Annotated in this window: 18 protein-coding genes and 1 pseudogene; 15 read left to right on the top strand and 4 right to left on the bottom strand. The window is 54.2% G+C overall.

Going from position 1 to position 26,645, the window contains the following annotated elements; genetic code table 11:
* Positions 1-38 precede the first annotated feature (38 nt).
* The gene (locus UC15_RS06880) at positions 39-1,178 is read left to right on the top strand and encodes a glycerate kinase (protein WP_112287734.1); all 1,140 of its coding nucleotides are present in this window, start codon (positions 39-41) and stop codon (positions 1,176-1,178) included.
* Positions 1,179-1,295: 117 nt separating this feature from the next.
* Complete coding sequence (locus UC15_RS06875; protein WP_112287733.1) at positions 1,296-2,603, top strand: amino acid deaminase; 1,308 nt, start codon at positions 1,296-1,298, stop codon at positions 2,601-2,603.
* Positions 2,604-2,657: 54 nt separating this feature from the next.
* Here UC15_RS06875 and barA read toward each other — a convergent pair whose 3' ends face one another.
* Positions 2,658-5,408 carry a two-component sensor histidine kinase BarA gene (gene barA, locus UC15_RS06870; RefSeq protein WP_112287732.1) on the bottom strand — a complete coding sequence of 917 codons (2,751 nt, stop codon included), beginning with the start codon at positions 5,406-5,408 and terminating at the stop codon, positions 2,658-2,660.
* 64 nt (positions 5,409-5,472) lie between these two features.
* Here barA and rlmD point away from each other — a divergent pair, with 64 nt between their 5' ends.
* The 5 genes from rlmD (at position 5,473) to eno (ending at position 13,338) form a co-directional block, all read left to right on the top strand.
* Entirely contained in the window at positions 5,473-6,843 is a 1,371-nt protein-coding gene (gene rlmD / locus UC15_RS06865; RefSeq protein ID WP_112287731.1) for a 23S rRNA (uracil(1939)-C(5))-methyltransferase RlmD, read from the top strand.
* A 9-nt stretch (positions 6,844-6,852) separates the two neighbouring features.
* Positions 6,853-9,090, top strand: coding sequence for a GTP diphosphokinase (gene relA, locus UC15_RS06860; RefSeq protein ID WP_112287730.1), 2,238 nt, complete (start codon positions 6,853-6,855; stop codon positions 9,088-9,090).
* A 78-nt stretch (positions 9,091-9,168) separates the two neighbouring features.
* Positions 9,169-9,972, top strand: coding sequence for a nucleoside triphosphate pyrophosphohydrolase (mazG, locus tag UC15_RS06855; protein ID WP_112287729.1), 804 nt, complete (start codon positions 9,169-9,171; stop codon positions 9,970-9,972).
* A 348-nt stretch (positions 9,973-10,320) separates the two neighbouring features.
* Positions 10,321-11,958, top strand: coding sequence for a glutamine hydrolyzing CTP synthase (gene pyrG, locus UC15_RS06850; protein ID WP_013573994.1), 1,638 nt, complete (start codon positions 10,321-10,323; stop codon positions 11,956-11,958).
* 75 nt (positions 11,959-12,033) lie between these two features.
* Positions 12,034-13,338: a phosphopyruvate hydratase gene (eno, locus tag UC15_RS06845; protein WP_112287728.1), complete on the top strand. Its 1,305-nt coding sequence runs from the start codon at positions 12,034-12,036 to the stop codon at positions 13,336-13,338.
* Positions 13,339-13,426: 88 nt separating this feature from the next.
* Here eno and UC15_RS06840 read toward each other — a convergent pair whose 3' ends face one another.
* Positions 13,427-14,227: a MurR/RpiR family transcriptional regulator gene (locus UC15_RS06840; protein WP_198659676.1), complete on the bottom strand. Its 801-nt coding sequence runs from the start codon at positions 14,225-14,227 to the stop codon at positions 13,427-13,429.
* A gap of 204 nt (positions 14,228-14,431) precedes the next feature.
* Between UC15_RS06840 and UC15_RS06835 the strand changes: the two genes are divergently transcribed.
* The 3 genes and pseudogenes from UC15_RS06835 to queE all read left to right on the top strand — a co-directional run bounded on the left by UC15_RS06835 (position 14,432) and on the right by queE (position 17,454).
* Positions 14,432-15,985, top strand: coding sequence for a PTS transporter subunit EIIC (locus UC15_RS06835; protein WP_112287726.1), 1,554 nt, complete (start codon positions 14,432-14,434; stop codon positions 15,983-15,985).
* Between the two features lie 8 nt (positions 15,986-15,993).
* Positions 15,994-16,684, top strand: a pseudogene (locus UC15_RS06830) (N-acetylmannosamine-6-phosphate 2-epimerase).
* 98 nt (positions 16,685-16,782) lie between these two features.
* Positions 16,783-17,454 (top strand): 7-carboxy-7-deazaguanine synthase QueE, encoded by a 672-nt coding sequence (gene queE, locus UC15_RS06825; protein WP_112287755.1) that lies wholly within the window; start codon positions 16,783-16,785, stop codon positions 17,452-17,454.
* 13 nt (positions 17,455-17,467) lie between these two features.
* Here the strand turns inward: queE and queD are convergent, their stop codons facing one another.
* Positions 17,468-17,827 carry a 6-carboxytetrahydropterin synthase QueD gene (gene queD, locus UC15_RS06820; protein ID WP_112287725.1) on the bottom strand — a complete coding sequence of 120 codons (360 nt, stop codon included), beginning with the start codon at positions 17,825-17,827 and terminating at the stop codon, positions 17,468-17,470.
* A gap of 168 nt (positions 17,828-17,995) precedes the next feature.
* Between queD and UC15_RS06815 the strand changes: the two genes are divergently transcribed.
* From UC15_RS06815 to UC15_RS06800, 4 genes are all read left to right on the top strand, one after another.
* On the top strand, positions 17,996-18,997 hold the full coding sequence (locus UC15_RS06815; RefSeq protein WP_112287724.1) for a hypothetical protein: 1,002 nt from the start codon (positions 17,996-17,998) through the stop codon (positions 18,995-18,997).
* A gap of 344 nt (positions 18,998-19,341) precedes the next feature.
* Positions 19,342-21,144: an NADPH-dependent assimilatory sulfite reductase flavoprotein subunit gene (gene cysJ, locus UC15_RS06810; RefSeq protein ID WP_112287723.1), complete on the top strand. Its 1,803-nt coding sequence runs from the start codon at positions 19,342-19,344 to the stop codon at positions 21,142-21,144.
* Between the two features lie 145 nt (positions 21,145-21,289).
* A complete protein-coding gene (gene cysI, locus UC15_RS06805) occupies positions 21,290-23,026 on the top strand; it encodes an assimilatory sulfite reductase (NADPH) hemoprotein subunit (protein WP_112287754.1) in 1,737 nt (578 codons plus the stop codon).
* Positions 23,027-23,050: 24 nt separating this feature from the next.
* Positions 23,051-23,788, top strand: coding sequence for a phosphoadenylyl-sulfate reductase (locus UC15_RS06800; RefSeq protein WP_112287722.1), 738 nt, complete (start codon positions 23,051-23,053; stop codon positions 23,786-23,788).
* A gap of 136 nt (positions 23,789-23,924) precedes the next feature.
* Here the strand turns inward: UC15_RS06800 and UC15_RS06795 are convergent, their stop codons facing one another.
* Positions 23,925-24,962, bottom strand: coding sequence for an aminopeptidase (locus UC15_RS06795; RefSeq protein WP_112287721.1), 1,038 nt, complete (start codon positions 24,960-24,962; stop codon positions 23,925-23,927).
* 251 nt (positions 24,963-25,213) lie between these two features.
* On the opposite strand from UC15_RS06795, the gene cysG reads away from it, so the two are divergent.
* The gene (gene cysG, locus UC15_RS06790; RefSeq protein ID WP_112287720.1) at positions 25,214-26,638 is read left to right on the top strand and encodes a siroheme synthase CysG; all 1,425 of its coding nucleotides are present in this window, start codon (positions 25,214-25,216) and stop codon (positions 26,636-26,638) included.
* Positions 26,639-26,645 lie beyond the last annotated feature (7 nt).

Genomic DNA, 26,645 nt, shown 5'->3' with positions numbered 1-26,645 from the left:
CCACATCGGCGCGTGCAGTTTATGAAGGTAATGACTTTATGAAAATAGTGATCGCACCGGATTCATACAAAGAAAGTTTGTCTGCTTTGGATGTGGCAAAAGCCATCGAAAGTGGTTTTCGTGAGATTTTCCCCGAGGCGGAGTACGTCAAACTGCCGGTTGCCGATGGCGGCGAAGGCACGGTTGAGGCGATGGTGGCCGCCACCGGAGGCCGCGTCGTTAAAGTGAATGTCACCGGGCCGCTGGGAAAACCGATCGAGGCGTTCTTCGGGTTATCAGGTGATGAGAAAATCGCTTTCATCGAAATGGCGGCGGCCAGCGGGCTGGAAAGCGTTCCGCCTGCGCAACGTAATCCGCTGAAAACCACCTCTTACGGCACCGGCGAACTGATCCATTCCGCGCTGAACCATGGCGTGAAGCACTGCATCATCGGCATTGGCGGCAGTGCGACCAATGACGGCGGCGCGGGGATGATGCAGGCGCTAGGCGCGAAGCTGCTGACCAGAGAGGGCAAGCCGATTGGTCAGGGTGGCGGTGAGCTGGAAAAACTGCATCACATTGATATCAGCGGTCTGGATCCGCGGATCAAAAAATGTCGCTTTGAGGTGGCGTGTGACGTGACCAATCCGCTGACCGGAAAAGACGGGGCGTCTGCTATTTTCGGTCCGCAAAAAGGCGCGACACCGGAGATGATCGAACAGCTCGACGGCTATCTGCATCATTATGCGCAAGTGATCAAAAAGGATCTGGGCATTGATGTTGAGCACGTTCCCGGTGCTGGCGCCGCGGGCGGTATGGGCGCGGCACTTTACGGATTCTGCCATGCGGAATTACGTCAGGGGATTGAGATAGTCACCGATGCGCTGGGGCTGGATGAGCTGGTGAAAGACGCCACGCTGGTGATCACCGGAGAAGGGCGTATCGACAGCCAGAGCATCAACGGTAAAGTGCCGATTGGGGTGGCGCGGGTCGCCAAGCGTTATAACAAACCGGTGATTGGAATTGCGGGCAGCCTGACAAAAGATGTGGATGTGGTTTATGACCACGGGCTGGACGCCGTTTTCAGTGTGCTTTACAGCATTTGTACACTCGATGACGCCCTGAAAAATGCCGCGGACAACCTGCGTAAATCCGCACGAAATATTGCCGCGACCATTAAATTATCGCAAAAACTTTAACCCACAGCAGTCAGGATAAAAAACCGGTGTTCAGGCCCAGCCTGCGCCGGTTTTTGTATTTTATTTGTGGCGGTTTTACGTTAGGTTTTAAAGACATTCGCCAATGAGAAAACACGTATGTCAGAGATTGATTTTTCACAGCAGCCGGTAAACACCCTGACCAAAGGGCTGGGGCCGCTGAGCGCCGGTGCGCGTAAGGGCGATATCCGCGGGCAAGGCTGGAATATTCTGCGTGAAGACGTCAGCCTGCCGGTGGCGGTGCTGCTCGAAGAGAGAGTCGAACATAATCTTTCCTGGATGCGCGAATTCATCCAGCGTTATCAGCTGAAACTGGCACCGCACGGCAAAACTACCATGAGCCCTGAGCTGTATCAGATGCAGCTGGAGTTTGGTGCGTGGGGTATTACGCTGGCGACTGCGCCGCAGGTTAATGCGGCATTCGCGCATGGCGTGCGCAAAGTGATTATGGCCAATCAGCTGATCGGCAAAGGCAATATGGCGATGATCGCCGGGCTGATGCGTGAAGACCCGTCTTTCGATTTCACCTGCATTGTGGATTCAGCGGACAACGCCGACGCGCTCGGGCATTACTTTGCCAGTCAGCAGCTGACACTGCGCGTGATGTTTGAATACGGCATTGCGGGCGGCCGGACGGGCATCCGTACCGATGAACAGGAAGCTGACGTGCTGGCGGCGGTGAAACGCTGGCCGCAGTCGCTGGCGTTGGTCGGTGTCGAGCTTTACGAAGGTGTCAGTAATGACGAGGCGGTGATCCGCGGTTTTCTGCGCCACGTTATGACCCGCACGCAAGTGCTGGCACAGGCCGGAGAATTTGCCGAACCGCAGGTGATTTTAACCGGTGCCGGTTCCGCCTGGTTCGATGTGGTGGCAGAAGAACTGACCCGCGAAGACACGCATCTTGATGCTGAAAAACGCTATACCCTCGATATCATCCTGCGTTCCGGTTGCTACGTGACACACGACGTCGGCGCGTATCAGGCGGCGCTTGAGCGTATGCAAACCAGCAATCCGGTGGCGCGCGAGATGAACAGCAGTTTACAGCCCGCGTTGCAGGTCTGGGCGGCGGTGCAATCTTTGCCGGAGCCGGGCAGGGCGATTATCGCTTTCGGTAAGCGTGATGCCGGTTATGACGCCGGATACCCGAAAGCTGCCGGGCATTTCCGTCCGCGCAGCGCCACGCAGGCGGGATACACCACGGTGGTGCCTGCGCCGGAAGACTGGAAAGTGTTCGCGATGATGGATCAGCACGCATTTATGTCGATACCGGAAAACGCTGACCTGAAAGTCGGTGACATGCTGGTCTTTGATATCAGCCACCCTTGCCTGACGTTCGACAAATGGCGGCAGCTGCTGCTGGTCAATGAGCAGTGGGATGTGACCGGTGCGGTGACGACCTGGTTCTGACGAGACGAAAACGCCCGGACGATGCCGGGCGTTACTCTCTTACCGGATTATTTTCTACTTAGGTAAATAGGCCAGCGCAGCGCGCTTCACGTTGTCTATTTCATCAAGCAGTTCAAACCATTCAGGTTCGAGTGTTTCCACGCTGACGCCCTGTCGCAACTGTTGTTCAATGTAGAAACACAGCTGTTTCAGACGCGGTACGCCGCTGTAACTGCAACTGCCGTGCAGTTTGTGAATAAGCGCCAAAATGTCGTCGTCCGGTTCGCCCCGCGTTACCGCCTCCACGCGTTCAGCCACCTGTGGCAGGAATTCCACCAGCATTTGCAGTAAATCCTGCGCCAGCGCCACTTTATTGGCCGACTGACTCAGCGCCAGTTGCCAGTCGAGCGTGCTGATCGGCGCGAGGGATTCTCCGGACTGCAACGGAGAGTCCAGCTGCGCCTGATGAGTCTGATGCCGTGACAGCACGTTTTTCAGCATACTTTCATCAATCGGTTTAGACAGATAATCGTCCATGCCCAGTTTCAGCAATTGCTCGCGTTCGCCACTCAGCGAGTGCGCCGTGACCGCCACGACCGGCGTTTTGGCATGGCGCGCCATCTGATGAATGATTTCACTGGCGCGGATACCGTCGATATCCGGCATCTGAATATCCATCAGGATGATGTCGAGATCCGTGTGACGCGCGACTTCAATCGCTTCTTCACCGCTGTGACACAGCACGGTGGTTTCCACTAATTCTTCCAGCAGCGCGCCAATCAGTTTGAGGTTGGCCGGATTGTCATCCACCGCCATTGCGGTCAGCGGCAGACGCGACGTTTTGTTCTCATCATTGTTAATCACCCGCACCGACGCCTGCTGTTCTTTGAGCAATAACGGCAGTAAACGGATGCTCGACATCGGTTTAATCAGACAAGCCTCGACGCCGCGCCGTTTCAGCTCTTCGGCATCCACCTGGAACTGGCTTGGCAGTGCCAGCAACAGATGCTGTGTCATGCTGAACACTCTTTGCAGTTTGCCGTCGTAATCGGACAGCGTCACATCGGGGTTCACCGGAATACTGCACAGCATAATGTCGTAATGGGTTTCCGGAAGCGCTGCAATTGTCGTGCGGTGCGTGACATCCAGCGGCGTGGCTTGCAGGATTTCCATCGTGGCTTTTGCTGCCGCCGGATTGGCTTCGACATACGCCAGACGTTTACCTTCAAGATGACTCATGGAAACCGGCGTGATGTGGCGGTTTTCATTCAGCTCAAGGGTGACGTGGAACCAGAACGTCGAGCCGCGGTTGATCTGGCTGTAGAAACTGATATCGCCGCCCATTTCTTTAACCAGACGCTGGGTGATGACCAGCCCTAATCCGGTGCCGCCGTGACGGCGTGAAATGCTGGCGTCTGCCTGACGGAAAGCCTGGAACAACTGCGACTGCTGACGCTCGGAAATCCCGATGCCGGTGTCGTGAATTTGCACTTCCAGTTCAACCTGCAAATTGTTCTGAGAACGCAGTTCCACGTTGATATCAATATTGCCGGTTTCGGTGAACTTAATCGCATTTCCAAGCAAATTAGTGACGACTTGCTGCATGCGCATCGGATCGCCCAGCACGTTTTCCGGCACATTGTTGTGGACGTTGAGCGTCAGTTCCAGCCCTTTATCGTGGGCGGTATGCGCCAGCAAAATCACCACTTCATCGAGCATTTCACGCAGCGAGAAGGGAATATGCTCCAGCACCAGTTTGCCGGCTTCCAGTTTTGAGAAATCCAGCACGTCATTAATGATGGTCAGCAGATGGTTAGCGGAACGTTCAATGGTTTGCAGGTAATCCGCCTGCGTTGGCGACAGCGGGGTTTTCAGCGTCTGACGGGTAAAACCAATCACGCCGTTGAGCGGCGTACGCAGCTCGTGGGACATATTGGCCAGGAATTCGGATTTGATACGCGCCGCTTCCTGCGCACGCTTTTTCGCCAGATCCAGCTCGACGTTCTGGATTTCCATCTGCTCGAGGGTTTCGCGCAGATCTGACGTCGCCTGATCGATGTTCTGCTGCACTTCTTCGTGATACGCCGTCAGCGACATTGCCATCGAGTTAATGCCGTTTTTCAGCATGCTCAGTTCGCCCGGCATGTTGCCTTCCACGCGGCTGTCGAGCTGCCCGCGGCGGATACGGTCAACGGTATTCACCATATTGCGGATAGGACCGGTGACATCGCGCATCAGGCGATAGGCGAACAGGGTGGCGATCCCCAGACATAACAACAGCAACATAGTGGAAACAAACGCTTCCTGATATTGCGCCAGTTTGACCGAGCGTAAATCCAGCTCAATGGCGATGTAACCTAACTGATGATTCGGTGATGCGCTGAAAGAATCATCGTCGGCTTCCGTGTGGTTTTCAGCCTGAATGGGCGTGCGTAAAATAAGCACATCACCGGAGCGTTCCTTGGTGAGTTCGCGGGGAATATCCTCAACGCGTTTGACCTGCAACGGACTGCCGTCGTGCTGCGTTGTGGAACTGGCAAACAATTTATTGTCGCCATCATACACGGTGATGCTGCGCACAATATCCGAATGATTGCGGTGCAGGCGGCTGATCAGGCGCTGAACCGGTTGGCGTTCCCGGAACGTCATGCCATATTCGCTCGCGACCGCCAGAGGCTCGATAATACTGGCTCCGGCTTGCGTCAGCTGATTCTGCAATTCGTTGTAGCGATGGACCACAAAGAAGGTGCTGAGCAGCAAACCGATCATTAATGTCGGTGCCAGAATCAGGATCATCATCCTTGCGCGAAGGCTATATTTGGTCATGGGGTTCCAATGTGGGAGAATTAGCTCCAGCTAAGCTTAATAAACCAGCGTGTAATCGACAATAATGGCTCAATTCTACTCTCCGAACCGCCGCGTGACGACCCGGCAAACGATAACTGTGACCGCGACCGACCTTGATGCTTTCGGGCAGGGTGTGGCGCGCCACAACGGCAAAGCCTTGTTTGTCAGTGGTTTACTGCCCGGTGAACAGGCAGAAGTCACTTTAACAGAAGATAAAAGTAAGTACGCCAAAGGGCGGCTGAAACGTTTGCTGACCACCAGCGCCGATCGTGTGAAACCGGTTTGTCCGCACTATTCGGTCTGCGGCGGTTGTCAGCAACAACATGCCAGTGAGGCGCTGCAACAGAGCAGCAAATCGGCATCACTGTTGCGCCTGATTTCGCGGGAAACCGGCGTTCAGGCGGATCCTCAGCCGGTGATTGCCGGTCCGCAATACGGTTACCGCCGTCGCGCGCGTCTGGGATTACAAATCGCCGGCGTTAAACCGGGGCGTAAAGCGGGAACGGCGAACGGTCCGCTGGTGATGGGTTTCCGTCAGGAAGGCTCAAACGAACTGGTGGCCATCACCAAATGTCCTGTTCTGCGGCCTGAACTGGAGCAACTGCTGGTGCCGGTGCAGGAATGTCTGTCGTCGTTGTCGGCGGCAAAACGTCTCGGGCATCTGGAACTGGTGCTGGCGGATAACGGTCCGTTGCTGGTACTGCGCCATCTTGATCCGCTCAGTGAAGCCGATCGCGCACGCCTGACCACCTTTGCCGCACAACATCAGCTGACGATTTTCCTGGCGCCTGACAGCGATACGCTGGAACGTTTATGCGGTGAAACACCTTATTATCAGATTGACGGTCTGAATCTGAAATTTGGTCCGCGCGATTTTATTCAGGTGAATGACGCGGTTAACCAGCAAATGGTGGCACAGGCCTTGCAATGGCTGGAACTGACGCCGGAAGATCGCGTGCTGGATTTGTTCTGCGGGATGGGGAATTTCACTCTTCCGCTGGCAAAAAGAGCTAAGCAGGTTGTCGGCGTCGAAGGTGTTGCTACACTGGTGGCGAATGGGCAAGATAATGCCCGAAATAATGGCTTGGAAAATGCCTCTTTCTTCCACGAGAATCTGGAAGATGATGTCAGTAAACAACCCTGGGCGGCGCAAGGCTTCAATAAAATCTTGCTGGATCCGGCCCGGGGCGGCGCTGCTGGCGTGATGGCGCATATCGTTAAGCTGGCCCCGGCGCGTGTGGTGTATGTGTCATGCAACCCCACAACATTGGCGCGGGACAGTAAAATTTTGTTGGAGGCGGGCTATCGATTGGCTCAGGTACGTATGCTGGATATGTTTCCGCACACCGGGCACCTTGAATCGATGGCTCTGTTTATCAACCCGTCTGACACAGGCGTTGTGTCAGAAACGTAGGGAGAGGGTATGGTTGCGGTAAGAAGTGCACATCTGAACACAGCTGGCGAGTTCGCACTCGACGACTGGATCAACAGTTTAGGACTGTCCAGCCAGCAATCATGTGAGCGTTTAGCCGAAACCTGGCGCTACTGCGAGCAACAAACGCAGGGCCATCCTGACGCCTCGCTGCTGCTGTGGCGCGGCCTCGAGATGGTTGAAATCCTCTCGACCCTCAGCATGGATAACGACAGTATGCGCGCGGCGCTGCTGTTCCCGCTGGTTGATGACGGCATCATCGATGAAGATACCCTGACCCAACAGTTCGGCAAAGGCATCACCGATCTGGTGCACGGCGTGCGCGATATGGACGCCATCCGCCAGCTGAAAGCCACGCAAAATGACTCCATGGCCTCCGAGCAGGTGGACAACGTCCGCCGAATGCTGCTGGCGATGGTGGAAGATTTCCGCTGCGTGGTGCTGAAACTTGCCGAACGTATCGCACACCTGCGCGAAGTAAAAGATGCGCCGGAAGAAGAACGCGTTCTGGCGGCGAAAGAATGTACCAATATCTACGCGCCGCTGGCCAACCGTCTGGGTATCGGTCAGCTGAAATGGGAGCTGGAAGATTTCTGCTTCCGTTATCTGCATCCTGACGAATACAAACGCATCGCCAAACTGCTGCACGAACGTCGTATCGACCGTGAGCAGTACATCGACGATTTTGTCTCGACGGTTAAAAATGCGATGGCGGAAGAGGGCATCAAAGTTGATGTCTATGGCCGCCCGAAACATATCTACAGCATCTGGCGCAAGATGCAGAAAAAATCCCTGTCCTTCGACGAACTCTTCGACGTGCGCGCTGTGCGTATCGTGGTGGAACGTTTGCAGGATTGCTACGCCGCCTTAGGGATTGTGCACACCCATTTCCGCCATCTGCCGGATGAGTTTGACGATTACGTCGCCAACCCGAAACCAAACGGTTATCAGTCGATTCACACCGTGGTGTTAGGGCCGCGCGGTAAAACGCTGGAAGTGCAGATCCGTACCCGCCAGATGCATGAAGATGCCGAACTGGGCGTCGCCGCGCACTGGAAATACAAAGAAGGTACTGCCGTGGCCGGTGGCCGCAGCGGTGGTTACGAAGGTCGCATTGCGTGGCTGCGTAAACTTATCGCGTGGCAGGAAGAAATGGCCGATTCGGGCGAAATGCTCGACGAAGTGCGCAGCCAGGTCTTTGACGATCGCGTGTACGTGTTTACGCCAAAAGGCGACGTTATCGATCTGCCGATGGGCTCCACGCCGCTCGACTTCGCGTACCACATCCACAGCGATGTCGGTCACCGGTGTATCGGGGCGAAAATTGGCGGGCGTATCGTGCCGTTTACCTACCAGTTGCAGATGGGCGATCAGATTGAAATCATCACCCAGAAGCACGCGAACCCAAGCCGTGACTGGCTGAACCCGAGTCTTGGTTACGTCACGACCAGCCGCGGGCGTTCGAAAATTCAAAACTGGTTCCGTAAACAGGATCGCGATAAGAACATTATTGCCGGTAAACAAATCCTCGATGACGAGCTGGACAGACTGGATATCAGCATCAAAGATGCCGAGAAACTGCTGCTGCCACGCTACAACGTCAACTCGCTGGATGAAGTGCTGGCGGCCATCGGTAACGGCGATATCCGCATCAATCAGATGGTCAACTTCCTGCAATCTCAGTTGAAAAAGCCGAGTGCGGAAGAACTGGATAAAGAAGCGCTGCGCCAGCTGACGCAGAAAACCACGCCGCCACCGACCCGTACCAAAGACAATGGTCGCGTCGTCGTCGAAGGCGTCGGTAATCTGATGCACCACATTGCGCGTTGCTGCCAGCCGATTCCGGGCGATGAGATCGTCGGTTACATCACTCAGGGTCGCGGGATTTCAATCCATCGTGCCGACTGTGATCAGCTGGAAGATTTACGCTCGAATGCGCCGGAACGCGTGGTAGACGCCGTGTGGGGCGAAAGCTACTCCAGCGGTTATTCGCTGGTAGTGCGCGTGGTGGCCAACGACCGCAGCGGCCTGCTACGTGATATCACCACCATTCTGGCTAACGAAAAAGTGAACGTGCTTGGCGTTGCCAGCCGCAGCGATACACGTCAGCAACTGGCGACAATCGATATGGATATCGAAATCTACAACCCGCAGGTTCTGGGACGCGTGATCGCCAAACTGAACCAGTTGCCGGATGTGATTGAAGCCAAGCGACTTCACGGCAGTTGATCAAACGCTTATAAGGCCCGCCAGTCGGGCCTTTTCTTTTATGTTGTTGACTCCTCTATTTTAAAACGGACAGATCCCATGACCGATTCTTCTTTGCAACGCCTGCTCACCATTATGAAAACCCTGCGTGATCCGCAAGCCGGTTGCCCGTGGGATAAAGAGCAAACTTTTGACACCATTGCCCCGTACACGCTGGAAGAAACCTACGAAGTGCTGGACGCCATCGCCCGCAAAGATTACGACGATGTGCGCGACGAACTGGGTGATCTGCTGTTTCAGGTGGTGTTTTACGCGCAGATGGGCAGCGAGCAGGGTCTGTTTGAGTTTGACGACATCTGCAATGCCATTTCAGACAAATTAGAGCGCCGCCATCCGCAAATTTTTGGCACTGAAGCGGCGTGGTCGAAAGACGCCAGCAGCAAAGATGTGCTGGTGAAATGGGAAGCGCGTAAGGCGCAGGAACGGGCGGAGAAATCCCTGCATTCGGCGCTGGATGACATTCCTTCCGCACTGCCTGCGCTGATGAAAGCGCACAAAATTCAGAAACGCTGTTCGAATGTTGGTTTCGACTGGACCACGCTCGGGCCGGTGCTCGACAAAGTGTATGAAGAAATCGACGAAGTGATGTTTGAAGCGCGTCAGGCAGTTATCGACGAAGAAAAGCTCGGTGAGGAAATCGGTGATCTGCTGTTCGCGACGGTGAATCTTTCCCGTCATTTGGGCCATAAAGCCGAAGATGCGCTGCAGGCCGCCAACCGCAAGTTTGAGCGTCGTTTCCGGCATGTTGAAGAGATTATCCGCGGGAAAGGCTTAAACATGGAAGAAGCTACACTTGAGCAGATGGAAGACGCCTGGCAGCAGGTGAAAAAATCGGAAGCCTGAGTTAGCTCTCCGACTTTGATCGGAAACAAGATCTGGATCTGCTGAAACGGTTAAGCTCAGTGTCATTCAGTGCTTAACCGGCTGATCTGAGAGCAGTAAAGTTCAACAAATTGATATCTAAGATGTTTTAGTGGTTCATGCGAGCAACTCAGCACTTTTCTGAAGTTAACTGATTGTTTTTGAAAGAATGAAAGAAAAGGGCTGGCAGGGTTAACCCTTCTGAACTGACGCTAAGGAAAACGATGATGGACAGCAAAACGTTTATTTGTGGCGCACACAAGGTTCCGGTATACTGTTTTCCCGTCTTGGTTACTCCATCATCTTTAAACCTAACCTCTCAGGTTCAGCATGACAACTAATTATATTTTTGTGACCGGCGGGGTCGTATCCTCTCTGGGTAAAGGCATTGCCGCAGCCTCCCTGGCGGCTATTCTCGAAGCCCGTGGCCTCAACGTGACCATCATGAAACTGGACCCGTATATCAACGTGGATCCGGGTACGATGAGCCCAACTCAACACGGCGAAGTCTTCGTTACCGAAGATGGCGCTGAAACCGATCTCGATCTGGGTCACTACGAGCGTTTCATCCGCACCAAGATGACCCGCCGCAACAACTTCACCACGGGCCGTATTTATTCCGACGTGCTGCGCAAAGAGCGCCGTGGCGATTATCTCGGTGCAACCATTCAGGTTATCCCGCACATCACCAACAACATCAAAGAACGCATCATTGAAGGCGGCGAAGGCCACGATGTCGTGCTGGTTGAAATTGGCGGTACTGTCGGTGATATCGAATCCCTGCCGTTCCTGGAAGCAATTCGTCAGATGGCAGTGGAAGTGGGCCGCGAGCACACGCTGTACATGCACCTGACGCTGGTGCCTTACATGGCTGCTGCCGGTGAAGTGAAAACCAAACCGACCCAGCACTCTGTAAAAGAACTACTGTCTATCGGTATCCAGCCAGACGTGCTGATTTGCCGTTCAGACCGCGCAGTGCCTGCCAACGAACGTGCGAAAATCGCACTGTTCTGTAACGTGCCGGAAAAAGCAGTTATTTCTCTTAAAGATGTTGATTCTATTTATAAAATCCCGGCCCTATTGAAATCTCAGGGTCTCGACGACTATATTTGTAAACGTTTCAGCATCAACGCGCCGGAAGCTAACTTGTCCGAATGGGAACAGGTTGTTTACGAAGAAGCCAATCCGGGCGGCGAAGTCACCATCGGTATGGTCGGTAAGTACATTGAGCTGCCAGATGCCTATAAATCTGTGATTGAAGCGCTCAAACACGGCGGCCTGAAAAATCGTCTGACCGTGAACATTAAACTTATCGACTCTCAGGATGTCGAAACCCGTGGTGTCGAAGTGCTGAAAGGCTTGGACGCAATCCTTATCCCGGGCGGCTTCGGCTACCGTGGTGTAGAAGGGAAAGTAGCGACGGCGCGCTATGCACGTGAAAACAACATCCCTTATCTGGGCATTTGTCTGGGTATGCAGGTTGCACTGATTGAGTTCGCCCGTAACGTTGCGGGTATGGAGAACGCCAACTCCACCGAATTTGTGCCAGACTGTAAGTTCCCGGTGGTTGCACTTATCACCGAATGGCGTGATGAAGAAGGTAACGTCGAAGTACGTTCCGAAGACAGTGATTTAGGCGGTACCATGCGTGTAGGCGGGCAGCAATGCCACCTGAACGACGGTAGCCTGGTTCGTGAGATGTACGGCGAGCCGACAATAGTTGAACGCCATCGTCACCGTTACGAAGTGAACAATATGCTGCTCAAACAAATCGAAGCCGCAGGTTTACGCGTAGCCGGTCGCTCTGGCGATAAGCAACTGGTGGAAATCATCGAGCTGCCTAACCATCCGTGGTTTGTGGCTTGCCAGTTCCATCCAGAATTTACGTCAACGCCGCGTGATGGTCATCCGTTGTTTGCAGGCTTTGTGAAGGCTGCCGGTGAGTATCAGAAGCGTCAGGTAAAATAAAATACCGGGGAAGAGATGCGCCATTGGCGCATCTCTTGTCTGAAGCTTTAGTTAACTTGTACTGAGGAAATCTTAATGTCTAAAATCGTTAAAGTTATCGGCCGTGAAATCATCGACTCCCGTGGTAACCCGACCGTAGAAGCTGAAGTTCATCTGGAAGGTGGTTTTGTTGGTCTGGCTGCTGCGCCATCTGGTGCTTCTACCGGTTCCCGCGAAGCGCTGGAACTGCGTGACGGTGACAAATCCCGTTTCCTGGGCAAAGGCGTACTGAAAGCCGTTGCTGCGGTTAACGGTCCTATTGCTCAGGCTGTAACCGGTAAAGACGCGAAAGACCAGGCTAACATCGATAAAATCATGATCGACCTGGACGGTACTGAAAACAAATCTAACTTCGGTGCTAACGCGATTCTGGCTGTTTCCCTGGCTGCTGCTAAAGCGGCTGCTGCTTCTAAAGGTCTGCCACTGTACGCTCACATCGCAGAACTGAACGGCACCCCAGGCAAATACTCTATGCCACTGCCTATGATGAACATCATCAACGGCGGCGAACACGCTGATAACAACGTTGATATTCAAGAGTTCATGATCCAGCCTGTTGGCGCTAAAACGCTGAAAGAAGCCATCCGTATGGGTTCTGAAGTGTTCCATACCCTGGCTAAAGTTCTGAAATCTAAAGGCATGGGTACTGCTGTTGGTGACGAAGGTGGCTACGCGCCAAACCTGGGTTCTAACGCAGAAGCTCTGGCTGTTATCGCTGAAGCGGTTAAAGCTGCTGGCTATGAACTGGGTAAAGACATCACTCTGGCGATGGACTGTGCGGCATCTGAGTTCTACAAAGATGGCAAATACGTTCTGGCTGGCGAAGGCAACAAAGCGTTCACTTCTGAAGAGTTCACTCACTTCCTGGAAGACCTGACTAAACAGTACCCAATCGTGTCTATCGAAGACGGTCTGGACGAGTCTGACTGGACTGGCTTTGCTTACCAGACTAAAGTTCTGGGCGACAAAATCCAGCTGGTAGGTGACGATCTGTTCGTTACTAACACCAAAATCCTGAAAGAAGGTATCGACAAAGGCATCGTTAACTCCATCCTGATCAAATTCAACCAGATCGGTTCTCTGACCGAAACTCTGGCTGCGATCAAAATGGCGAAAGACGCTGGCTACACTGCCGTTATCTCTCACCGTTCAGGCGAAACTGAAGATGCGACTATCGCTGACCTGGCTGTAGGTACTGCTGCTGGCCAGATCAAAACCGGTTCAATGAGCCGTTCTGATCGTGTTGCTAAATACAACCAGCTGATCCGTATCGAAGAAGCGCTGGCGGCTGCGGGTACTCCTGCTCCGTTCAACGGTCTGAAAGAAGTTAAAGGTCAGTAATTACTGCCCCGTAACGCTTTCTTAAAAAACCCGCTCCGGCGGGTTTTTTTATGTCCGCAATTCAGAGAACGATGCGGATATCATCGGCTTACAGCAATAAAGAAAGCGTGGCGCTCGCACTGTGTTCGCTGGCCTGCAGATAATCCGGGGAGTGCGTTAACAGCTGATTGATCAGTAATTCCACCAGTAACATCCCGCCAACTTTTGACGTCAGTAATCCCGCCGTCAGCGGACCTTCGGGTTTGGCAGCCACCAGTAAAATATCGGCCAGCGAGGAAAGCGGACTGCGCAGCGTATTACTGATGCCGATAACGGTGGTGCCCTGACGCTTCGCCAGTGCGGCAGCGTGCAATACATCTTTCGTTGAACCTGAGCTGGAAATCACCACCACAATATCCCGGTCGTCCAGACTCACGGCATTCATCGCCGCGCGGTGCATATCGGCGAAACACTGCGACGTTTTACCCAGACGCAGCAATTTATAGCCCAGATAGTCCGCGACGATCGCGCTGGCCGCGACACCATACACCTGAACGGAGCGCGCGTTATGGATGTGCGATGCCGCGTCCGCCAGCACCTGACGGTCGAGCAGTTTTCCGGTATCACGCAGCGCGGTGATGCTGTCTTCAATCAGCGTCTGAACGTCGTCATTTCCTTGTGCCGCTGGTGACGACGGATTTTGCCGCGTCTCCAGCGCCAGGCCCATCTTAAATTCGGTAAACCCTTTGCAACCCAGCTGGCGACAAAGCCGCGTGACACTGGCTTCACTGGTATCACTCTCACGCGCCAGCTCAGTGATGGTCAGGTAAAGCACGCGCTGTGGCTGCTCGAGTACATAGCTGCCCAGTTTATGCAGAGTCGGACTGTAATTCTCCAGCCCCTGACGCATTCGCAGTAACAGCGTGCCTGTTTCCTTGGTCTGACTCACTCGGCTCTCCTCAGAATAATTGACCTGACTAGTTTGGCTGATGTGACGCAGTTAACGCCAGAAGAATTCCGTATGGATAACGCCGTGCATTTGATGGTAATTATTATTTTAATTATATAGTGTGGTGAAAATAATTATCACAACAACACAACGCGGAGTCATCTCATGTCGATTTTTAATGGTTCAGGGGGCGGGGCATGGTTCGAAAGAGCCCAGAAGTTTGGCAAATCATTCATGTTGCCCATCGCTATTTTGCCTGCAGCCGGATTGCTGCTGGGAATTGGCGGGGCGCTTTCTAACCCTAATACGCTGGCGGCGTATCCGTTTTTAAATATCCCGGTCTTGCAGGCAATATTCACCGTCATGGCCAGTGCAGGTTCGATCGTCTTTGCCAATCTGGCGGTGCTGTTTGCCGTTGGCGTCGCCGTCGGACTGGCGCGCAGTGATAAAGGTACTGCGGGCTTGTCCGCGTTGCTCGGCTATCTGGTGATGAACGCCACCATCAACGCCATCCTGATCCTCAAAGGGCAGCTTGCCACGACTAATCTCAGTGCCGCAGGACAGGGAATGGCGTTGGGCATCCAGACGCTGGAAACCGGCGTGTTCGGCGGCGTGGTGACTGGGCTCGTGACGTGGTGGCTGCATCAGCGCTATAACAAAATCGAATTACCGCAGTTTCTCGGCTTTTTTGGCGGTTCCCGTTTTGTGCCGATCATCAGCTCCGTTGCGGCTATTGTCGTCGGAGCGGTAATGTTCTTCATCTGGCCACACTTCCAGAAAGTGATTTTTGGCATGGGCGGGCTGGTGGATGCGACGGGATACCTCGGCACCTTCATTTACGGTTTTGTGCTGCGTATGCTCGGCCCGTTCGGCCTGCATCATATTTTTTATCTGCCTTTCTGGACCACCGCACTCGGTGGCACCGACGTGGTCAACGGACATCTGGTGGAAGGCACGCAGCGGATCTTCTTTGCCCAGCTGGCAGATCCCAATACGCAGCAGTTTTATATCGGCACTTCACGGTTTATGTCCGGGCGCTTCATTACCATGATGTTTGGTCTGGTGGGCGCGTGTCTGGCGATGTACCACACGGCGCGGCCTGAGAATAAAAAGCGCGTCGCCGGGCTGTTGCTGTCGGCGGCACTGACTTCCTTCCTGACCGGGATCACCGAACCCATCGAGTTCTCGTTCCTGTTTGTCGCGCCGATGCTGTATGTCCTGCATGCGGTGTTCGACGGTCTGGCGTTCATGATTGCCCACATTTTGCAGATCACCATCGGACAGACTTTCTCCGGCGGCTTTATCGATTTCATCCTGTTCGGGGTTTTACAGGGCGAAAGCAAAACGCACTGGATGTACGTCCCGCTGGTCGGTGTGCCGTGGTTTGCCCTTTATTACTTCTCTTTCCGTTATCTCATCAGGCGCTTCAACTTCAAAACGCCGGGACGTGATGAGGCTGACGTTCAGCAGGATAGCGTGGTGACCGATCGCGGCGGACTCATTATCGACGCACTGGGCGGGGCGGCCAATATCGCGGAGCTGGATTGCTGTGCAACGCGTTTGCGTATCAGCGTCCATCAGGCCGCCGGAGTCGATGAAAACAAGCTGAAATCGAGCGGGGCGCGTGCCGTGCTGATACGCGGAAACGGCATTCAGGTCATTTACGGACCGCACGTGACGATTATTAAAAATGAAATTGAGGAGATGTTGGGAGTATGAACCAGTCAATGTTAACGACCGTCAGGGGACAGTTGATCGTGTCCTGTCAGGCGCTGGATGACGAACCGCTGCACAGCGATTTTATTATGAGCCGCATGGCGCTTGCTGCTTTGCAGGGCGGCGCCGCGGGGATCCGCGCAAACAGTGTTGCTGATGTGAAAGCCATTCGCGCTACCGTTCCGCTGCCGGTTATCGGCATCATCAAGCGGGATTATCCGGCAAGCGATGTTTATATCACCGCGACCCTGAAGGAAGTGCGCGAGCTGATGGCCGTCGCGCCAGAGATGATCGCGATGGATGCCACGTTCCATCAGCGGTCCGGGGGAATTGCAACTTGCGGCGCTGGTGCAACACATTCGTAAAGAGTTTCCGTCCCTGTTGCTGATGGCGGATATCGCGACCTTAGAAGAAGCACAAAACGCACAGGCTTTAGGCTTTGATTGTATCGGTACAACATTGCACGGCTATACTCAGGAAACGCAGGGCAGCAAACTCTGGCATGACGATTTCGCCTTCCTGCGACAGGTGCTGGCGCAGTGCACGACGCCTGTCATTGCCGAGGGAAACGTGGATACACCAGAAATGGCGGCGCGATGTTTAGCGCTCGGGGCGCATGCTGTTGTGGTCGGCGGGGCAATTACCCGCCCGCAGCAGATCACGCAACGCTTTACTGACGCCATCCGCTCTTTGCGCTCATAAACATTTTTGCACATACTCCCGTTGCGGCCTGTATTTGGCGCAGCGGCTGTTGTCTGCGATAATGCGCGCTGATTTTTTTAGAGATGACTGAGAAACTGATGCAGTACCCGATTAATGAGATGTTCGAAACCCTGCAAGGGGAAGGCTATTTTACCGGCGTGCCGGCGATTTTCGTTCGCCTGCAAGGCTGTCCTGTGGGTTGCAGCTGGTGCGATACCAAACACACCTGGGATAAAATTGCCGATCGGGAAGTCGATATGCAGCGCATTCTGGTCAAAACCGAAGAGAGTGACGCCTGGGGCAATGCCACGTCCGAACAACTGCTCGAGGTGATCGCGCAGCAAGGCTACACCGCGCGTCACGTGGTGATCACCGGCGGCGAGCCGTGCATTTACGATCTGACTGAACTGACGTCATTGCTGGAAAAGAACGGATTCAGCTGCCAGATTGAAACCAGCGGCACGCATGAAGTCCGTTGCTCGGTGAATACCTGGGTGACCGTTTCCCCGAAAGTGAATATGCGTGGCGGGTACGACATTCTGCCGCAGGCATTGAAACGTGCTGATGAAGTGAAACATCCGGTGGCGCGTCAGCGTGATATCGACGCTCTGGATGCCCTGCTGGAAACGCTGACTGACAGCAAAGCGCGGATTATTGCCCTGCAGCCAATCAGTCAAAAAGAAGAAGCCACCAGACTGTGCATTGCGACCTGCATTGCAAGAAACTGGCGGCTTTCAATGCAGACACATAAGTATCTGAACATAGCATAAGAGATATGCTGAATTAACCTTTATATACGCAACCCGCTGTGCAGGTTTCTTTGACGCGCACGGCGCTGAGCAGTGGCAGCTTAGGTTTCATCTCGCTCCAGATCCACGCGGCCAGCACTTCGCTGGTCGGGTTTTCTAAGCCCGGAATGTCGTTCAGATTATAGTGATCGAGACGATCCAGAGTCGGATTAAACGCGGCTTTCAGATCGGCGAAATCCATCACCCAGCCGGTATGCGGATCCACTTCACCGGTGATTTCTAAACGAACGGTGAAAGAGTGGCCATGCAACCGTCCGCATTTATGCCCGGCAGGCACATGCGGTAAATGGTGGGCGGCTTCGAACTGAAAATCTTTAAATAATGTGGTGGTCATGAGGCAGTCTCGTTGCTCGAAAAAACGCGGCATAGTACCGGAATACCGGCTTACGTGCCATGACTTCACTGCGCTTTTCTTCACCAAATCCTGACTTTTACTCTCTTTACTCCGCCCGCATTGCTGACATACAGTGAGCCGGTAGAAACTAACCTGTTGAGATAGTGAATGATTACTGTGCTTCGTTGCGCTGTTCTGGCGCTGTTGTTCTCTGCCAGCGTGCAGGCTGAAACTACGGCACCCGCTCAGGATGCTGCGCCGGCTGCGGCCAAACCGGCGCCGGCTGCGGCGAAAGCCTCGGTCGCCAAAGCGCCGGCAGGCAAAACCCCTCTGGTTTTCCCGCAGGGGTCGGGCGTGATGCATATTCCTCTGGCGGGCGGTAAAAAGCCGCTGGAAGTTTTCACCTATCAGCCGGTCGGTGCCGATGAAACGACGCCGGTGGTGATGGTGATGACGGGCGTGGATCGTAACGCTGCCACTTACCGGAATGACTGGATGACCGTTGCCGATCAGTATCATTTGCGCGTGGTCGTGCCGCATTTCAGCGAGCAGGATTTCCCCGGCGCTGCGGGCTATAACCTGGGTAATCTGACCGACAGCAAAACCCATCATCGTTTGCCGAAATCTCAGTGGGCGTTCAGCATTGTCGATAACGTGTTTACCACGCTGCAAAAGCAGGGCATCACTCAGCAGAAGCAATATTATCTGTTTGGCAACAGCGCGGGCTGCCAGTTTGTCCATCGTATGCTGACGTTATTGCCGGAGCCGAATGTCAAAGCGGCGGTCTGTGCGGCGGCAGGCTGGTGGACATTGCCGGATACCGATCAGCGCTGGCCTTACGGTCTGCGTGAAGCGCCGGTCGCGGTCAGTCAGCAGCAACTGAATGATTACTTCGCCAAACCGGTGCTGATTGCCGTGGGTGCAGAAGATGATGATCCGGAAAACCGCCTGCTGCGTAAATCCAAACAGGCAATGGCGCAGGGCACCAACCGTCTGGAGCGCGCCGAAAGCTATTTCACCACGTCGCAGCAACGCGCCGAACAGAACAACACGCCGTTTAACTGGCACTTTATGGACTTGTCAGATGTCGGCCACAGCGGCAGTAAAATGTCGGTGTTTGCCGCAGGGCAGTTTGCCTGGTTTGAGCAGCACAACGCTTTCCATCTCTGAAAACGTCTGTGCGAACGCCTGCCTGAAAAAAAATCATCACCCCGCTCCGGCGGTGTTTTTCTTTATGCGCCCGCAACTTGGCGATGAACAAATAAACTGATGATATTTTTTTTAGCGATTTCAGTACGATAAAAATCTTCGCTTACCACTTTTTCAGATAGAACTTACCTCTAAATCCTCTTAGTCATTTTGGTTATTTATTATTTCCATCACTTCTTTAATTGTTATTATCCGGCTCGTTAACCTACATCTTCTAAAAGGTCTTTCCCGCGCGTACTCACACAGAATAAGCCGCCGGAGGCCGGATTGATGACTTGCTTCTGCATAAGGGAATTCGTACCGCGATGACGACTCAGGCACCTCCAATTTCACTGCTCCCGCTGACCCCCGAGCAAATGGCTCGCCTTCAATCGGCGATAGGTGATTATTCGCCGACTCAGATGGCCTGGTTGTCCGGCTATTTCTGGGGAATGGTCAATCAGCAACCGGGCGCAGTGGCCGCTCCGGCACCGGTGCAGGTTTCTGCGTCGGTCACCCTGATTTCTGCTTCGCAAACCGGTAACGCCCGTCGTGTCGCGGAACAGTTACGCGATGATCTGACGGCTGCGAAAATTAACGTCAACCTGGTGAATGCCGGTGACTATAAATTCAAACAAATTGGTCAGGAAAAGCTGTTGCTGATCGTGGCCTCCACGCAGGGCGAAGGCGAACAGGCTGAAGAAGCGGTCGCGTTGCATAAATTCCTGCAATCCAAAAAAGCCCCGCAAATGAAAGACACCGCTTTTGCGGTGTTTGCACTGGGCGACACGTCCTACGAATTCTTCTGTCAGGCGGGTAAAGACTTTGATACCCGTCTGGGTGAGCTCGGCGCAGAACGTCTGTTAGATCGCGTTGATGCTGATGTGGAATATAAAGAAGCCGCTGAAAACTGGCGTAAGCGCATTGTCGATGTACTGAAACAGCGCGTTCCGGCTGATGTAGGCGCACAACCCGCGCCGACGCTGGCGGGCAGTGTTAATCAGGTCGACAGCAGCCCTTACACCAAAGAAGCGCCGCTGACGGCGACGCTGTCTGTTAATCAGAAAATTACCGGCCGTGATTCTGACAAAGATGTGCGTCATCTGGAAATCGAACTCGGTGATTCCGGCCTGCGTTACCAGCCGGGCGATGCACTGGGGATCTGGTTTGAAAACGATCCGCAACTGGTGCAGGAAATCGTCGAGCTGCTGTGGCTGAAAGGCGATGAAATCGTCGAAGTGAACGATAAAAAACTGTCACTTTCAGAAGCGCTGCAACATCACATCGAGCTGACTCAGAACACCACGCCGATTATCGAGAAATACGCCGCGCTTTGCCGCGACGAACATCTGACCGGTCTGCTGGCGGATAAGCCTGCGTTGCAGCAATACGCGCAGACCGTGCCGTTCGCCGACATGGTACGCCGTGCGCCGACTGAGTTGGATGCCCAGCAACTGGTGGATTTACTGCGTCCGCTGACGCCGCGTCTGTATTCGATTGCCTCTTCACAGGCGGAAACCGAATCTGAAGTACACATTACGGTGGGCGTGGTGCGTTACGACATCGACGGGCGTGCGCGTACCGGCGGTGCTTCCGGCTATCTGGCCGACCGTCTGGAAGAAGACGGCGAAGTGAAAGTCTTTATCGAACATAACGACAACTTCCGCCTGCCGGCCAGTCCGGAAACACCGGTCATTATGATAGGACCCGGCACCGGCATTGCGCCATTCCGCGCCTTTATTCAGCAGCGTGATAACGACGGCGCCACCGGCAAAAACTGGCTGTTCTTCGGCAACCCGCACTTTACCGATGATTTCCTGTATCAGGTCGAGTGGCAGCGTTACGTGAAAGACGGCCTGCTGACCCATATCTCTCTGGCATGGTCACGCGATCAGGCAGAAAAAGTGTACGTACAGGACAAACTGCGTGAGCAGGGTGCGGAAGTCTGGCAGTGGTTGCAGGAAGGCGCGCACGTGTATGTCTGCGGCGATGCCAACCGTATGGCGAAAGACGTAGAGCAGGCGTTACTGGAAATCATCGCCGAATACGGTGTGATGGATCTGGAAACTGCTGACGAATATCTCAGTGAATTACGTCTTGATCGCCGTTACCAGCGCGACGTCTACTAATGCCCTGCATCCTTCTAATTGCAGGGGCGTTGGCTTCCTTCAGTCACCCGAATCACTGACTTGAGTCAGCTCATCGGGATTCCTTCAGTTGCCGCCTGCCTGCAACTCGAATGATTTTGGGCATAAAGTTATGAGTGAAAAAATTATGAGCAATAAGTTGTGGAGTGAACTCAATCCCGGTCCGGGCCCGCTGATCGTCGATGCTCCGCTGGCTGACGCCGAACGCCTGAAGAAGGAAAGTAATTTCCTGCGCGGGACTATCACTGAGGATTTAAAAGACGGTCTGACCGGTGGCTTCAACGGGGACAATTTCCTGTTGATCCGCTTCCACGGCATGTATCAGCAGGATGACCGTGATATCCGTGCGGAACGCGCTGAGCAGAAGCTGGAACCGCGTCATGCCATGATGTTACGTTGCCGTTTGCCGGGCGGCGTGATGACGCCATCGCAGTGGCTGGGCATCGATAAATTTGCTGAAGACAGCACACTGTACGGCAGCATTCGTATTACTAACCGTCAGACTTTCCAGTTCCACGGCATTCTGAAACCGAACGTAAAACCGGTGCATCAGTTACTGAATAAACTCGGTCTGGATGCACTGGCGACCGCCAACGACGTTAACCGTAACGTGTTGTGTACCTCGAATCCGGTGGAGTCTGAACTGCATCAGGAAGCGTATCAGTGGGCGAAGAAAATCTCCGAACACTTGCTGCCGCGCACCCGCGCTTACGCCGAAGTCTGGCTGGATCAGGAAAAAGTCGAAACCACCGACGAAGAGCCGATCCTGGGCGCGACCTATCTGCCACGTAAATTCAAAACGACGGTGGTTATTCCTCCGCAGAATGATGTGGACCTGCACGCCAACGACCTGAACTTCGTGGCGATTGCCGATAACGGCAAACTGGTCGGCTTTAACGTGCTGGTCGGCGGCGGGCTTTCTATCGCACACGGTGATAAAGCTACGTATGCGCGTACTGCCAGCGAACTGGGCTTTATTCCGCTGGAGAACACGCTGGCTGTTGCCGAAGCGGTGGTGACCACGCAGCGTGACTGGGGTAACCGCACCAACCGTAAAAACGCCAAAACTAAATACACGCTGGAACGCGTCGGCGTGCCGGTATTCAAAGCCGAAGTTGAAAAACGCGCAGGCATTCAGTTTGGCGATGTTCGTCCTTACGAATTTACCGGTCGCGGCGATCGCATCGGCTGGGTGAAAGGCATCGACAAACAATGGCACCTGACGCTGTTTATCGAAAATGGCCGTATTCTCGATTATCCGGGCAAACCGCTGAAAACCGGACTGGCAGAAATTGCTAAGATCCATAAAGGCGATTTCAGGCTTACTGCTAACCAGAACCTGATCGTGGCCGGTGTCGCTGAAAAAGACAAAGACGCTATCGAAACCCTGGCGCGTAATCACGGCCTGATTGACGACGGCATCACCGAGCAGCGTAAAAACTCGATGGCCTGTGTGTCGTATCCGACCTGTCCGCTGGCGATGGCGGAAGCGGAACGTTTCCTGCCTGAGTTTGTGACCAAAGTAGAAGGCATCATGCACGGTCACGGCGTGGGCGATGAACACATCGTTCTGCGTGTGACCGGTTGTCCGAACGGCTGCGGCCGTGCGTTGCTGGCTGAAATTGGTCTGGTGGGTAAAGCGATGAACCGCTACAACCTGCACCTCGGCGGTAACCGCGCCGGAACACGTATTCCGCGCATGTACCGTGAAAACATTTCTGATGCTGAGATCCTGAGCATCATTGACGAACTGGTCGGACGCTGGTCGAAAGAGCGCGAAACCGGTGAAGGCTTTGGTGACTTCGTGATCCGCGCCGGGATCATTAAGCCGGTGCTGGATCCTGCACGCGACTTTTATGACTAAGCGCGATAACCGCCTGGAGGCAATATGAGTTTGCTGAATCTTACTCTGGCTGAACTGAACGAACTGCCGAAGTCCGGACAATCTATGGCGCTGGCGGAAATTAACGTCAGCCTGGAAAAACTGTCCGCGCAGGAGCGTGTGCAATGGGCGCTGGAAAATATGCCCGGCGAATTCGCGCTGTCTTCCAGCTTCGGCATCCAGGCGGCGGTCTGTCTGCACTTAGTCACTCAGCAGAAACCGGACATTCCGGTGATCCTGACCGATACCGGCTATCTGTTCCCGGAAACCTATCAGTTCATCGATACGTTAACCGAACAGCTGAACCTGAATTTACAGGTATTCCGCGCGGAACATTCTGCGGCGTGGCAGGAAGCGCGCTACGGTAAACTGTGGGAGCAGGGCGTCGGGGGTATCGAGAAGTACAATCACATCAACAAAGTCGAGCCGATGAATCGTGCGATTCAGACGCTCGGCGTGCAGACCTGGTTCGCCGGTCTGCGGCGCGAGCAATCCGGCAGCCGTGCGCATCTGCCGGTGCTGGCGGTGCAACGCGGAGTGTTTAAAATCCTGCCGATCATCGACTGGGATAACCGTCAGATCTTCCAGTATCTGAAAGAACACGGTCTGAGCTATCACCCGCTGTGGGATCAGGGCTATCTTTCCGTCGGTGACACGCACACCACCAAAAAGTGGGAAGAAGGGATGAAAGAAGAAGACACGCGATTTTTCGGCTTGAAACGCGAATGCGGCTTGCACGAATAATTCCCCGTCATACTTCGGGTTGCAGATGCGTTGGGGCCAACGCTTTGCGTTGTTCAAAAAGGCTTACGCCTTATTGTCTGCAAACCGAATAATTTAGGGGATTCCTGTAATTAACGTCTCAACTCCCCATATTTAATCAGGCGTGTTTCGCCGGTTTCGCCAGATCCTTCAGCAGCGGGAATAACACTTTCACCGTATCCCGTGAGCGTTTTTCAATGCGTCCCGGCAGCGCTTTATCCAGATATTGCAGATTGTCGAACTGGCTCTGATAACGCGTGGTGCCCAGCGGGAAGTGGCTGGTGATCACACGTTGTTGCACGCCGTCTTTCTTACCGAGCGCAAAGTTGGTCGCGGTGACATTCAGCAGCGGCAGACGCGCGTCATCCAGCGCTTTGATGCCATCGCAGCAATGTGCGCCTTCATGACTTTCTGCCGGAATACCCAGGCTGCGCGCAATATTCAGCGCCCGCACGCGGGTGAGTTTCTCCACCGCCACCGACGTGTTAGTGCCGCTGTTGAAATACAACCGGTCGCCGGTGATAAGCGAACTCAGGTTAATCACCAGCAGGGTATTTTTCTTCTCTTCAGCACTCATCCGGTTCACGAAATCTTCCGCGCCTTTTGTGCCGGTTTCTTCCGCGCTGAGCGCCACGAAACGCAGGCTGTAATGCGTCGGGATGGCCTGCATGCGTTCGGCCAGCTCAAGCATCACGCCGACGCCTGAGGCGTTGTCATCGACACCCTGCAAGGTCAAACCGCCGAGATTGTGATTGGTATCGCTGTCGCTTTGCGGCACATAAGTATCGAAATGCGCCATCACGATGATTTGCTGCGGGACTTCACCGGCACGTGCGGCAATCACTGACGTGGCGTGAATGTTCCGCCAGTCCTTTTTGCCCGCGCTACTGGTGTAAAGATAACGGGTATCGAATCCGCGTAAATCGCTCTTATACCCTAATTTGGTGAACTGCTGATTCAGATATTCCGCGGCGATAAGTTCTGCCGGGCTGCCGGCCATGCGCCCCGGGAAATAGGTCGCGATATGGCGGATTTGCTGACTGGCGATGAAGCCCATTGCCGGAAGCGGGGCGGAAGCCGCCAGCGCATGACCCAAACCGGCACAGCTCAGGCTCAGCGCCAGCAGTGTCCGCGTCATGCGTGAAAAAGAAAACATAGCCAAAAATCCTTATTTACTGGTCAAGACGACCGGAAGGCAATCAAACAACAGGCCGCGTATGGCGGTCTTTCTGGGGCATACAGTATGCGATTCTCTGGGCGATTAGACAATTTCCCGTTATCCCAAACCGCTCTTTTTGTCGGGCTATATTCCATTTAGTAACTAATCATTCCTTTTCGTCATTTCAGATCAATTATTCCCTGCACGTATAGTTTGTTTATTAATTCTGATAATCATTTAAGGCTTTTGTGGACTATCTACCAATATTTGCCGACCTCAAACAACGCCCTGTGCTGGTTGTGGGTGGTGGCGAAGTCGCTGCTCGCAAAATCGATCTTCTCCTGCGGGCGGGTGCGCAAGTACGGATAGTCGCACAGGCACTTTCTCCCGAGCTGGAACAACGCAGACAGGCCGCTGAAGTCAGCTGGTCAGCCCAGGCGTTTTTGCCGGAACAACTCGACGACGTGTTTCTGGTGATTGCCGCCACTGATGACGCTGCGCTGAATGCTGAAGTGTTTGAGCAGGCGAACCTGCGCCATGTGCTGGCTAACGTGGTTGACGACCAGCCGAAGTGCTCTTTCATTTTTCCTTCGATTGTCGACCGTTCGCCGATTGTCGTGGCGATTTCTTCCAGCGGTAAAGCGCCGGTGCTCGCCAGAATGCTGCGTGAAAAGCTGGAAACGTTGCTGCCGAACAGCCTCGGGCAAATGGCCGATATCGCCGGACGCTGGCGTGAAAACGTGAAAGCGCAGTTCAGTTCGATGCGCGCGCGTCGCCGTTTCTGGGAACATGCGTTCGCCGGACGTTTCGCCAGCCTCGCGTCTGCGGGAAAGCTCGCAGAAGCTGAACAGGCGCTGCAACAACAGTTAGAAAACGCGGAAGACATCTCGCATAACGGCAATGTCACGCTGGTCGGTGCCGGGCCGGGTGATGCAGGATTGCTCACCTTACGCGGGTTGCAGGTGATGCAGCAGGCCGATGTGGTGCTTTACGACTATCTGGTCAGCGAAGAAGTGCTGGATCTGGTGCGTCGTGATGCGGACAAGATTTGTGTCGGTAAACGTGCGGGCAGCCATTCTGTCGCGCAGGAAGAAACTAACCATTTGCTGGTCGAACTGGCGCAGCAGGGTAAAAAAGTCGTCCGCCTTAAAGGCGGTGACCCGTTTATTTTCGGTCGCGGCGGCGAAGAATTACAGGCGGTGCAGGCCGCTGGCATTCCTTTCCAGGTGGTGCCGGGCGTGACCGCAGCGGCGGGTGCAACGGCTTACGCCGGGATCCCGCTGACGCACCGCGACCACGCGCAGAGCGTCATATTTGTCACAGGACATTGCCGCCCGGAAAACAACGGCGTGCAGTGGGAGACTCTGGCGAAAGGCCAGCAAACATTGGCGATTTACATGGGCACGCTCAAAGCGGCTGAAATCAGCCAGCAACTGATCGCTCATGGTCGCGCAGCGAATACGCCCGTTGCCGTTATCGGACGGGGAACGCGTTCTGACCAGCAGGTGCTGACCGGAACACTCGATAATCTTGAACATCTGGCTCAACAGGCGCCGGCACCGGCGTTACTGGTGATTGGTGAAGTGGTTTCGCTTCATCAGCAACTGGCATGGTTTGGGCATCATCCTGAGACTGACGGCACCCAACGCCCGTCGGTTGTGAATTTGGCTTAAAGGATCT

It is taken from the genome of Rahnella sp. AN3-3W3, from assembly GCF_003263545.1.
GTDB classification, from domain to species: domain Bacteria; phylum Pseudomonadota; class Gammaproteobacteria; order Enterobacterales; family Enterobacteriaceae; genus Rahnella; species Rahnella variigena.
Note: the sequence above shows the minus strand (reverse complement) of the source record. Positions and strands in the feature narration are given on the sequence as shown.